Origin of the sequence: Phenylobacterium sp. (assembly GCF_035276905.1) — a bacterium.
Classification (GTDB): domain Bacteria; phylum Pseudomonadota; class Alphaproteobacteria; order Caulobacterales; family Caulobacteraceae; genus Phenylobacterium.
In genome coordinates, this window is sequence record NZ_DATELG010000066.1 from 1 (window position 1) to 11,269 (window position 11,269).

The following is an 11,269-nucleotide window of genomic DNA, read 5'->3' on the forward strand; positions in this document are numbered from 1 at the left end:
CATCGACCTGGTGACCGCGCTGACCAACCTCGGGATCCAGCCCACGCAGATCCCGGCCAAGATCGAGGGGATCACCTTCGGCCAGGACGTCACCTACAACGGCCAGAACTACCACACCCTGTTCATCGCCAACGACAACGACTTCGTGCCCGCAACCGCGGGGCCGAACCAGTTCTACGTGTTCGGCTTCCAGGACGGCGACCTGCCGAACTACGTGGCGGAGTCGATCGCCGTCCCCGAGCCGGCGACCTGGGCGATGATGCTGACGGGCTTCTTCGGCCTCGGCGGCATGCTCCGCGCGCGCCGTCGCCAGGGCGCCGCTGCGGTCTGAGGCGATCCGAGCGCGTTCCGCACTGGACGGGACGCGCTCTTCCCTCCGGCCGCTAGCGCGCCACGTCCAGCGCGTAGCCGGCGGCGCGGACCGTGCGGATCGGATCGTCGGTGGAAGGTACGTTCAGCGCCTTGCGCAGGCGGCCGATGTGGACGTCGACCGTGCGGGCCTCGACATAGACGTCGGAGCCCCAGACGGCGTCCAGCAGCTGCTCGCGCGACAGCACCCGGCCCGGGTGGCGCATCAGATAGTCCAGCAGCCGGAACTCGGTGGGGCCCAGGTGGACCTCCTTGCCGGCGCGCTTCACCCGGTGGCCGACGCGGTCGATGACGATGTCGCCGATCCGCACCTCGTCCTCGGCCAGGCCCGGCCGCAGCCGGCGCAGCACGGCGCGCACGCGGGCCGCCAGCTCGCTCATCGAGATCGGCTTGACCACATAGTCGTCGGCGCCGGTGTCCAGCCCGCGGATGCGGTCGCTCTCCTCGCCGCGGGCGGTCATCATGATGATCGGCACGTTGCGCGTCTCGGGCTTCTGGCGCAGCCGCCGGCAGACCTCGATGCCCGAGACCTTCGGCAGCATCCAGTCGAGCACGATGAGGTCGGGCAGCTTCTCGTCGACCGAGACCAGCGCCTCCTCGCCGTCGCCGGCGAGCAGCACCGAGTACCCCTCTTTCTCGAGATTGTACTGCAGGAGGGTCGCCAGGGCGTCCTCGTCCTCGACGACCAGGATGGTGGGCCGCAAGTGTCAGGCTCCGGTCAGGCGCGGAAGGCGTCGGTCTTGGGACGGACCGGGGCGATCATGTCCTCACCGGTGATCTGGTAGTGGATGATCTCGGCGATGTTGGTCGCGTGATCGCCGATGCGTTCCAGGTTCTTGGCGACGAACAGCAGGTGGGCGCACGGATTGATCGTCCGCGGATCGCTCATCATGTAGGTGAGCAGCTCGCGGAACAGGCTGTTGTAATGCTCGTCGACGTCCTCGTCATGGGACCAGACGGCGATCGCCCGCTCCAGGTCCTGCCGCGCGTGGGCGTCGAGCACCGTGGTGAGACGCTGGACCACCAGCTTGCCCATCCGGTCGATCGAACGCGTCAGCGGGGTCAGCGGATCGGATTCGATGATCACCAGGGTGCGCTTGGCGATGTTCTTGGCCAGGTCGCCGCAGCGCTCGAGGTTGTTGGCGATCTTCATCGACGCCACCGCCCGACGCAGGTCGTCGGCCATCGGCTGGCGCAGCGCGATCAGCCTGAGCGCGCGGCGCTCGATGTCGCGCTCGGCGTGGTCGAGGCGGTCGTCGCGGGTGACGACGTTGGTGGCGAGCTCCTGGTTGCGCTTGACCACGGCGTTGATGGCGTCGGCCACCTGGGATTCGGTCAGGCCGCCCATGCGCGCGCATTCCGCGGAGAGCGCGTTCAGCTCTTCTTCGTAGGACTTGACGGTGTGCTCGGTGGTCATTTGCGCGATGCTCTCCAGCGCTCAAGCCCCTCGACCCTGCCCCGGGCCGACTTGGGGCAAGTCAGGCCGGACCGACAGTGTCGCCCCCTTTCGCTTGAGAGTCCCCCCTTTCCGACGGCGTCTGAACGCAACCTGGCAGGGCTCTCGCGCGATTGGCGTATGCAACAACGTCATGACACTTTCGCGACGACGCCCGGGGACTGTGACGCCCGCGGCGCAGGCTGCATCGGCAGGTAGACGGTGAAGGTCGTCCCCTCGCCCGGCGCGCTCTCGACGGTCATGCCGCCACGGTGCCGGTTGACGATGTGCTTGACGATGGCGAGGCCCAGGCCGGAGCCGGAGCGCTCGCCGCTTTTCTGGCCTTCGACGCGATAGAAGCGCTCCGTCAGCCGCGGCAGGTGCTCGCGCGGGATGCCCGCGCCGCGGTCGCTGACCCGGAGCGCGGCGTAGGTCTCGGCGTGGATGTCCGGCGCCAGCAGCGACAGCCGCGCCGTCCCCGGCCGATAGGGCGCGCTGGCCGCCTCGGGCGACAGCTGCGCCTGCAGCGCCACCTCGACGACGCCGTCGTCCGGCGAGTATTTCACGGCGTTGTCGACTAGGTTCTGGATCACCTGCAGGATCTGGTCGCGGTCGCCGCGCGCGCGGGCGGAGCCTTTGCGCGGCAGCTTGATCTTCAGCTTGATCCCGCGCCGCTCGGCGATCGGGGTCGAGGCGTCGAGCACGTCGGAGACGCACGCCGCCAGGTCGATCTGGGCCGCCGGGGCGATGTGCTCGCCGAGCTCGATCCGCGACAGCGACATCAGGTCGTCGACCAGCCGCGACATGCGCCCGGCCTGGGCCTGCATGATCGACAAGAACCGCTCTTGCGCGCCGGGATCGTTCTTGGCGTGGCCGCGCAGGGTCTCGATGAAGCCCGACAGCGAGGCCAGCGGCGTACGCAGCTCATGGCTGGCGTTGGCCAGGAAGTCGGCGCGCGTGCGCTCGACCTGGCGGATCTCGGTCTCGTCGCGGAACATCAGCACCGCCAGCCGGCGGCCGTCGAGCGCCAGCCCCAGCGGGCGGGCGTAGGCGCGCAAGGTGTGGGTCTGGGCGCCGCCCGGCTCGTAGAGGCATTCCGCCTCGCCGCCGTTGAACAGCGCCCGGTCCACCGCGTCGAGCACGTCGGGGTCGCGGATGGCGTTCACCAGCAGGCCCTCGCCGCGCTCGATCCGCAGGAGCTCGCGCGCGGCGGTGTTGGCGAACACATAGCGCCGGCTGGTCAGGTCGTGCGGCTCGGTCGCGGAGATCACCAGGATCGGGTCCGGCAGGGCGTTGACCAGCACGCCGAACGGCGGCGGCTCCCCCGCCCGCTCGGCGGCCTCGCGCATCAGCGCGCGGTAGCGCGCCGCCTCGCCCGAGCGATCGGCGGCGAAGACGCAGATCGCGGTCCCCGTCGCGACCGCGGCGATCGCGCCCAGCGCCAGCAGCGGGGCGAGGCCCTGGGTCAGGACGAGCGCCGCAACCACCAGCACGCCGACGGCGCCGGCCGTGATGATCGGCCAGGGCGACGGCTGGGCGACGGGGGCGTCATGGGCGGGAGCGGGCAACCACGAATCTCCAACCGGGGAAAGCTTTGAGCATCCTCATGGGTGTGTCACGGCAATGACAGGCGGCGCACCAGACCACAGGAACCCGAAGGCGCAAGGCGTCGTTGCGCGATAGAATCAGGACGAACGCGACACAACGGGAATGAACGAATTTTCCGAGAGGCATGACCCGGGCGGCGCCCAGGCCGCGGACGCGCTGCAGACGGCGCTGGAGCGCGAGCGGGCGCGCACGCGGGAGATCGATCACCGGGCCAAGAACAGCCTGCAGCTCGTCTCCTCCCTGCTCCTGCTCATGAGCCGGCGTTCGCCGGCGGCGGAGACGCAGCAGGCGCTGAAGGCCATGCACCAGCGCGTCACCGCGATCGCCGCGGTGCACCGCGAGATCCTCGACGGCGAGGATCCGGAGCGATTCGACCTCACGCACTTCGTCCGCGACCACCTCGCGGCCCTGGCCAGCGCCCGCGGCGAGGGCGCGGCGGTGCGGCTGGACCTCGCCCCGGTCGAGCTTGCCGCGATCAAGGCCTGTCCGGCGGCGCTGATCGTCAACGAGCTGGCGCTCAACGCCCTCACCCACGGCTCGCCGCCGGGACGCGAGCCGCAAGCGAACGTGACCTTGAGGCCCTGCGGCGAAGGCTTCTCGCTGACGGTCGCCGACTGCGGGCCCGGCCTGCCGCCCGCGGCGGAGAAGGCGGGCTTCGGCCTGACGATCGTCAAGCTGCTGGCCCAGCAGATCGCGGAGGTCGTGGCGTTCGAGGACGCAGGGCCGGGCCTTCGGGCGGTGGTCACCGCCGCATGATCCTCGCCGACGTCACGGGCGTCAGCGCGGCCTAGCCATCGCTCCCGAGGGGGCTTAAGGCTCCCGCCGTTCCGCCCGCCGCGCGCGGGCCTGCGCGGAGCTTCTGAGGCATGAGCGATCGATTGGCGGCGGCGCAGGCGGCGTTGAACGCGGGCCGCGGAGCGGAGGCCATCGAGCACCTGAGCGCGGCCCTGAACGATGACCCCGCCCGGCCTGCGCCGGTCTGGCGCGCCTTGCTGTTCCAGCTCTACCAGGCCGGTCGCTACGAGGAAGGCGCCGGCTGGGCCGCGAAGGCCGCCGAGCGCCACCCCCGCGAGACCGAGATCGCCAACCTGCGCGGCGTGCTGCTGCGCCGGCTGAACCGCCAGGACGAGGCGCTGGCGGTGTTCGAGGCGGCGGCGCGCCTGGATCCCGCCCAGACCGCGCTGCAGGTGAACCGCTGCAACGTGCTCTTGGACCTGCGCCGGGGGGCCGAGGCCGAAGCGGGCCTGACGCTGCTGGTGCGCCGCGAGCCGCGCAACGCCGAGCTGCAGCGCCAGCTCGGCCGGGCTCTGTTGATGCAGGGCAGGTCCGACCCGGCGCTGGTGCGCTTCCGCCAGGCGGTCGCCATCCAGAAGGACCTGATCGACGCCTGGCTCGACCTGTCGGGCGCGCTCAACGAGCTGCACCGTACGAAACAGGCCGAAGACGTGCTCGACAAGGCGCTCGCGGCCAACCCCGGGCATCCCCGCCTGGTCGAGGCCCGGGCGGTGATCTACCGGCGCGCCGGCCAGGCGCGCGCCGCCGAGACCTACCTGCGCAGCCTGCTGCCGCAATTTGGCGACGCCGGCTGGCTGCACTACCAGCTGGGCGTGACGCTCAGCGACTACGACCGCCAGGGCGCCAACGCCCATCTGCTGCGGGCGGTCGAGCTGGAGCCGAAGAACCTCGACTATCGGATCGTGCGGATCGAGGGCCTGGAGCGGACCCGCACCGGCGACGAGGGGGCCAACATCGAGGAGGCCTATCAGCTGGCGCGGGCGCTGCTGGCGGAAGGCCGGCCGATCGTCGATCCCGGCGCCCGCAAGGTGCTCTACGAGGTCCTGCAGCGGGTCGCCGACTTCGAGGCCCTGGCCCAGGTCGGCGACTTCAAGAGCCGCGGCCGCGGCTGGGCCGAGAGCGGCCGCCATGCGGCGCTGATGAAGCAGCTCTCCACCGTCGGGGCGCCGGGCGACCGCGAGGAGCTTCTGGAGCAGCACCGGATCTGGGGGCGCAAGGTCGAGGCGCAGGCGGCCGAGACGGCGATCCGCCGGCCCAAGCCCCGCCCGCGCGACGGGCGGATCCGGCTGGGGCTGATGTCGTCGGACCTGCGCCGCCATCCTGTCGGCTACTTCGCCAAGCCGCTGTTCGAGACCGTCGACGAGCGCTTCGACCTCTACTGCTACTCCTACTACCAGGGCGCCGAGGACGACGTGCAGGCTGCGATGGCCGCCCGGTCGAAGGCCTTCCGCTGGAACCCCGATATCAGCGCCCGCGACGCCGCCCAGCTGATCGCCGACGACCAGCTCGACATGCTGATCGAGCTCGGCGGCTCGACGCACATGAACAAGCTGGAGGTGATGGCCTACCGCCCGGCGGTCCGTCAGGCGAGCTGGCTCGGCTATCCGCACTCGGCCGGGCTGTCGACGATCGACTACCTGCTGGTCGATCCTTACGTGATGCCCGCGCGGGGCGAGCTGATGCTGGAAAAGCCGCTGATGCTGCCGAACGCCTGGTATCCGCTGGGCGCGTTCCACTTCCGCCCCGAGCCGGCCGCCGCCGCCGAGCCGCCGGTGGCCCGCAACGGCTACGTCACTTTCGGAACCGCCAACAATCCGCAGAAGTACAGCCCCCACGTCGCCGCCGCCTGGGCGCGGGTGATGCGCGAGACGCCCGATTCGCGATTCCTGTTCATCCGCCCGGAGGGGTCGGCCCCCTCGTTCCGCCGCAACCTCTGCGCGCTCTTCGAGGCCGGCGGGGTGGCGGCCGACCGCATCCTGTTCGAGCCGGTGCGCGGCGCGCACCTGCCGCACTACAACCGCATCGACATCAGCCTCGACTGCTTCCCGCAGACCGGAGGCACGACCACCTGCGAGTCGCTCTGGATGGGCGCGCCCTGCGTCACCCTGGTCGGCGAGAGCCTGTTCGAGCGGCTGAGCTACTCGACCCTGATGAACCTCGGCCTGCCGGAGCTCTGCGCCCGCACCGTCGACGAATATGTGGAGATCGCCGCGAAGCTTGCCGCCGATCCCGCGCGGATCGCCGAGCTGCGCGCCGGGATGCGCGCGCGCATGCAGGCGAGCCCGCTGGGGCGGACTGAGGACTGGGCGCGGGACTTCTACGCGGCGGTGGCGGGGGTGGTTGAGGGGGGCTGAAGGGGGCGCTCGGCTTCAGCGCCCCGCGTACCACTCCACGTAATCATCCCAGAACGCCGCCTCGTCCTGATCCGGCGCCGGCTCGCAGTTCACCCGCCGGAGCGGCTCCGGAAATTCTGTCTGCTCGGCGCAACCCACCGGACAGTCCCGGCCGAGCCGCCGCCCGGCTTCCGCCGCGACCTTCTGCGCGAAATCGCCCTGGGTCGCGATCCAGCCGCTCGGCCGGCGGACGGCGGGCGTCGCCGGATCGGCCAGCAGCGCGGACAGATGTTCGGCATAGGCCCGCGCCAGCCGCGGCGCCGGCAGGTGGTCGCGCAGGTAGAGCGGGGTGCGCACGAGCGGCGTCTCGCCGGCGAACCAGCTGCGGAACAGATAGGCCGGGAACGACCGCTGCTGTTCGAAGGCGCCGTAGGGGCTGGGGATGACGAAGCGGCCGAACCTGAGGCCCATCCAGGCGGCGTGGTGCTGCAGGGCGACGTTGGTCAGGGTCTTGGAAAGGCCGTAGGGCGTGACCGCCAGCGGCTCGGCGGGATCGCCGCCCTCGCCCGCCTCGAACACCGTGCCGGTGACCATGAGGACGCCGCAGCCCTGGCCCGCCAGCAGCCGCAGCGCCTGCGGCGCGCCCGCAAGGTTGCGGCCGAAGGCGGCGGCGGAGTCGAAGCCCGGATCGCGGTAGCCGGTCACGTCGGCGGCGTGGTGGGCGAGGGCCGCGATGTCCGGCCGGCTGCGGACCAGGTCGAGGAAGGCCTGCGAGCCGAACGGATAGGCGTAGGCGACGTCGGCGACCTGTTCGACGCGGGCGATGCGCCGGGCGCGCTCGGGATCGTAGTCGCCGCGCTCGCGTAGCACCGGGGCCAGCACCTCGAAGCCGGCCGCCGCCAGCGCCTCGGCGATCCACATGCCGGTGAAGGAGCTGGCGCCGGTGAGGAGGACGAGCCCGCCCATCAGCCGCCCACATAGTCCGGATAGGCCGCATCGCGCGGCGAGATCAGCGCCGGGGCGCGCGGCCAGGCGATGGCGAAGGCGGGATCGTCCCAGCGCACGCCCGCCTCGCGCCCCGGCTGGTGCATCGGCGCGATCTGGTAGAGCACGTCGCTGTCGGGCTCGAGCGTCAGGAAGCCGTGGGCCACGCCTTCGGGGATCAGCAGGGCGCGGCCGTTTTCGGCGCAAAGCTCGGTCGCGGTCCACTGGCGATGGGTGGGGCTGCCCGGCCGGAGATCGACGGCCACGTCGAAGATCCGCCCACGGACGCAACGCACCAGCTTGGTCTCCGCATGCGGCGCCGGCTGGTAGTGCAGGCCGCGCAGGGTGCCGGCCGCCGGATTGCGCGACAGGCTGGTCTGGGCCGGCGCGAACGGATGGCCGGCGGCGGCGAACTCGCCCGGGCAGTGCAGCCGGGCGAAAGCGCCGCGTTCGTCCGTGCGCGGCTCGATGTCGACCACGACCACGCCTGCGATCGCCGTCGGCGTGAAGCGCATCAGCCGACGACCCCAATTCTGACGACCTGCGTCCGCGGCGAGGCGACCAGGAAGCGGCCGCCCCACTCGGCGATGTAGGCCAGCTGGCCCATGATCTCGTCCTTCAGGTTCCACGGCAGGATCAGGACGTCGTCGGGACGTACCGCGCGGACCTTCTCCGGCGCAAGGATCGGCGAATGCGTGCCCGGCAGGAAACGGCCCTGCTTGGCCGGATTGGCGTCGAAAGTCGCGACGATGTCGTCGGCGCTCGCCCCACAGTAGTTCAGGAAGGTGTTGCCCTTGGCGGCGGCGCCATAGGCGGCGATCCGCCGGCCCTCGGCCCTGGCGGCGGCGAGGTAGCTTCTGAAGCTGTCGCGCACCGCCTCCACCTGCGGCGTGAAGTCCAGGTAGGTCTCGATCCTCGCAAGCCCCGCCGCGGCCTCGCGGGCGCGCAGGGCGGCCAGCGCCTCGGTCTCGGCGCGCCCGGAGCCCTCGTGGCAACAGAACAGCCTGAGCGACCCGCCATGGGTCGCCAGAAGCTCGACGTCGAAGGGCCGAAGCCCGTTCGCCCGCAGCACCCGCTCGACCGCCAGCAGCGACAGGTAGGAGTAATGCTCGTGGTAGATGGTGTCGAACTGCACCAGCTCGATCAGGTTCAAGAGGTGCGGGAACTCGAAGGTCAGCACGCCTTCGGGCTTCAGCACATGGCGAAAGCCCGCCACGAAGCCCGAGATGTCCGGCGTGTGGGCGAGCACGTTGTTGGCCGCCATCAGGTCGGCCCGCACGCCGCGGCCGGCGAGCGCCAGCGCCGTCGCTTCGTTGAAGAAGGCGACCTCGGTGGCCACGCCGCGGGCGCGGGCGGCCTTAGCGGTGTTGGCCGCGGGCTCGATCCCCAGCACCGGGACCCCCATGGCCACGAAGTGCTGCAGGAGGTAGCCGTCGTTGGAGGCGATCTCGACCACCTGGGAGGCGGGGCCGAGGTTCAGCCGCGCGGCCATCGCCTCGGCGTAGCGCCTGGCGTGGGCCACCCAGCTTGAGGAGAAGGACGAGAAGTAGGCGTAGTCCTGGTCGAAGATCGCCTCGGCCGGGACCGCGTCGTCCACCTGCACCAGGAAGCAGGCCCCGCAGACCCGGGCGTGCAACGGATAGCTCCGCTCGGTCCCGGCGGCGAGCTGGTCGGCCGTCAGGTTGCTGTTGGCCAGCGGCTGGGCGCCCAGGTCGACGAAGGTGTGGACCAGGGGCGTCCGGCAGAAACGGCAGGGGGGCGCATCGCTCATGCCAAGACTCTCGTGGGGCGCGCTTCGTAGCCTTCGATCTCCTCCAGGCACAAGTCGAGAGCGGCCTCGCCGGCGGCCTGGCGGCGATACCAGTCCATGGTCAGCGCCACCGCCTGGGGCGCGTCGAGCCGGCTGGTGAAGTCCAGCGCCGTGGCCGCCAGGCCCGCGTCGATCGCGAGCGCCCGCGCCTCCAGCGACTCCGGGTCGGGCTCGTGCCGCCAGGGCTGGGCGCCCAGGGCCTCGACGCCGAGCTGGGCCAGCACGCCGACGGACACTTCGGCCCCGCCGGGCCTGGGCCCGAAGTTCAGCGCCCGCGGCGCATCCGGCCGCTCGGCCAGGGCCTGCAGGAAGGTGAAGTAGCCGGCCAGGCAGTCCAGCACGTGCTGCCAGGGTCGCGTGGCCTCGGGATGGCGCAGCACCACGGTTTCGCCCGCCCGCGCGGCGCGGACGATGTCGGCCACCAGCCGGTCGCGCGAGAAGTCGCCGCCGCCGATGACGTTGCCGCCGCGGGCGGTCGCCACCGGCACGCCGGCCGCGGCGAAGTAGCTGCGGGCGAAGCTGGCGGTGACCAGCTCGGCCGCCGCCTTGGAGGCCGAATAGGGATCCTTGCCGCCCAGGGCGTCGTCCTCGACGAAGGCCCGGCCGGTCTCGGCGTTGGCGTAGACCTTGTCGGTCGTGACCACCAGCACCGCCTGCAGCGCCGCCTGGCTACGCAGCGCCTGCAGCAGGTGCGCCGTGCCCATGACGTTGGTCGCAAAGGTGGTGATCGGGTCCTCGACCGCCGCGCGCACGATCGGCTGGGCGGCCATGTGCAGGACGAGGTCGAAGGCCTCCGCCTCCAGCTCCGCGGCGACGCCGTCGGGGTCGCGCAGGTCGACCAGGCGCGAGGCGATCAGCCGATCGACGCCGGCGAGCGCGAAGAGGCTGGGCTGCTGGTCCGGCGGCAGGGCGAGGCCGGTGACCTTCGCCCCCATCCGCGAAAGCCAGATCGCCGCCCAGGCGCCCTTGAACCCGGTCTGGCCGGTGAGGAGGACGCGCTTGCCGCGCCAGAAGGCCGGGTTCACCGCCATGGCGCGGCGCCCGAGGCCCAGAGCGCCTCCAGCTGGTTCTTGTCGCGCAGGGTGTCCATCGCCGCCCAGAAGCCGTCGTGGCGGAAGGCCTTAAGCTGGCCGTCGCGGGCCAGGCCCTCCAGCGGCTCGTTCTCCCAGACCGTGGCGTCGCCGGCGATGCGGGCCAGCACGCTGGGATTGAGCACGAAGAAGCCGCCGTTGATCAGGGCGTTGTCGCCGGGCGGCTTCTCGCTGAAGCGCCGCACTTGGCCGCCCTCGATCTCCAGCGCCCCGAAGCGGCCGGGCGGGGCCACCGCGGTGACCGTCGCCTCGCGGCCGTGCGCCCGGTGGAAGGCCGCCAACTTCGTCAGGTCGACGTCGGAGAGGCCGTCGCCGTAGGTCAGGAAAAAGGGCTCGGCCGGGTCGAGATAACGCGCCACGCGCTTCAGCCGCCCGCCGGTCATGCTCTGCTCGCCGGTCTCCACCAGCGTCACCCGCCAGGGCTCGTGGTTGGTCTCGTGGTACTCGATCGCCCCCTTGGCCAGGTCGACGGTGACGTCGGCGTTGTGCAGCACATAGTTGGCGAAATACTCCTTGATCATATAGCCCCGGTATCCGAGGCAGATGATGAAGTCGTTGAAGCCGTGACGCGAGTAGTGCGTCATGATGTGCCAGAGGATCGGCCGGCCGCCGATCTCGATCATCGGCTTGGGCCGAAGGTGGCTCTCCTCCGAGATGCGCGTGCCCAGACCGCCCGCGAGGATCACCGTCTTCATGCTTCGCCCCTCGCCGATCGCCCTGCCTGACCTCACCGTCGCAGCGCCCCCCTCCGTCTCGCCTTCGGCGATCCACCTCCCCCGCTTCGCGGTGGAGGATCTGGGCCGAAGATGCTCCACCGCGAAGCGGGGGAGCTGTCAGCGAAGCT

Annotated in this window: 11 protein-coding genes; 3 read left to right on the forward strand and 8 right to left on the reverse strand. The window is 71.4% G+C overall.

The features are described from left to right. Nucleotides 1–331: PEPxxWA-CTERM sorting domain-containing protein (locus tag VJS38_RS02585; RefSeq protein ID WP_324086590.1), on the forward strand; the 331-nt coding region annotated here is incomplete at its 5' end. Between the two features lie 52 nt (nt 332–383). On the opposite strand, the gene phoB is transcribed toward VJS38_RS02585, so the two are convergent. The 3 genes from phoB to VJS38_RS02600 form a co-directional block, all read right to left on the reverse strand. Further along, the gene (gene phoB, locus VJS38_RS02590) at nt 384–1,073 is read right to left on the reverse strand and encodes a phosphate regulon transcriptional regulator PhoB (RefSeq protein WP_324086591.1); all 690 of its coding nucleotides are present in this window, start codon (nt 1,071–1,073) and stop codon (nt 384–386) included. Between the two features lie 14 nt (nt 1,074–1,087). Then, nucleotides 1,088–1,786, reverse strand: a complete 699-nt coding sequence (gene phoU / locus VJS38_RS02595; protein ID WP_324086592.1) for a phosphate signaling complex protein PhoU — start codon at nt 1,784–1,786, stop codon at nt 1,088–1,090. 170 nt (nt 1,787–1,956) lie between these two features. Then, on the reverse strand, nt 1,957–3,372 hold the full coding sequence (locus VJS38_RS02600) for a sensor histidine kinase (RefSeq protein WP_324086593.1): 1,416 nt from the start codon (nt 3,370–3,372) through the stop codon (nt 1,957–1,959). Nucleotides 3,373–3,514: 142 nt separating this feature from the next. On the opposite strand from VJS38_RS02600, the gene VJS38_RS02605 reads away from it, so the two are divergent. Both VJS38_RS02605 and VJS38_RS02610 read left to right on the forward strand, forming a co-directional pair. Next, on the forward strand, nt 3,515–4,168 hold the full coding sequence (locus VJS38_RS02605; protein WP_324086594.1) for a sensor histidine kinase: 654 nt from the start codon (nt 3,515–3,517) through the stop codon (nt 4,166–4,168). Between the two features lie 110 nt (nt 4,169–4,278). Then, a complete protein-coding gene (locus VJS38_RS02610) occupies nt 4,279–6,561 on the forward strand; it encodes a tetratricopeptide repeat protein (RefSeq protein ID WP_324086595.1) in 2,283 nt (760 codons plus the stop codon). A 15-nt stretch (nt 6,562–6,576) separates the two neighbouring features. Here VJS38_RS02610 and VJS38_RS02615 read toward each other — a convergent pair whose 3' ends face one another. Genes VJS38_RS02615 through rfbF form a run of 5 tightly spaced genes read right to left on the reverse strand, consistent with a single transcriptional unit; the run spans nt 6,577 to nt 11,120 of the window. After that, on the reverse strand, nt 6,577–7,506 hold the full coding sequence (locus VJS38_RS02615; protein WP_324086596.1) for an NAD-dependent epimerase/dehydratase family protein: 930 nt from the start codon (nt 7,504–7,506) through the stop codon (nt 6,577–6,579). Continuing rightward, complete coding sequence (locus tag VJS38_RS02620; RefSeq protein ID WP_324086597.1) at nt 7,506–8,039, reverse strand: dTDP-4-dehydrorhamnose 3,5-epimerase family protein; 534 nt, start codon at nt 8,037–8,039, stop codon at nt 7,506–7,508. The genes VJS38_RS02615 and VJS38_RS02620 overlap by 1 nt, the downstream gene beginning before the upstream one ends. Beyond that, nucleotides 8,039–9,295 carry a class I SAM-dependent methyltransferase gene (locus tag VJS38_RS02625; RefSeq protein ID WP_324086598.1) on the reverse strand — a complete coding sequence of 419 codons (1,257 nt, stop codon included), beginning with the start codon at nt 9,293–9,295 and terminating at the stop codon, nt 8,039–8,041. Before VJS38_RS02625 ends, VJS38_RS02620 begins: the two co-directional genes overlap by 1 nt. Next, a complete protein-coding gene (rfbG, locus tag VJS38_RS02630; RefSeq protein ID WP_324086599.1) occupies nt 9,292–10,365 on the reverse strand; it encodes a CDP-glucose 4,6-dehydratase in 1,074 nt (357 codons plus the stop codon). The genes VJS38_RS02625 and rfbG overlap by 4 nt, the downstream gene beginning before the upstream one ends. After that, entirely contained in the window at nt 10,356–11,120 is a 765-nt protein-coding gene (rfbF, locus tag VJS38_RS02635; RefSeq protein ID WP_324086600.1) for a glucose-1-phosphate cytidylyltransferase, read from the reverse strand. Before rfbF ends, rfbG begins: the two co-directional genes overlap by 10 nt. Nucleotides 11,121–11,269 lie beyond the last annotated feature (149 nt).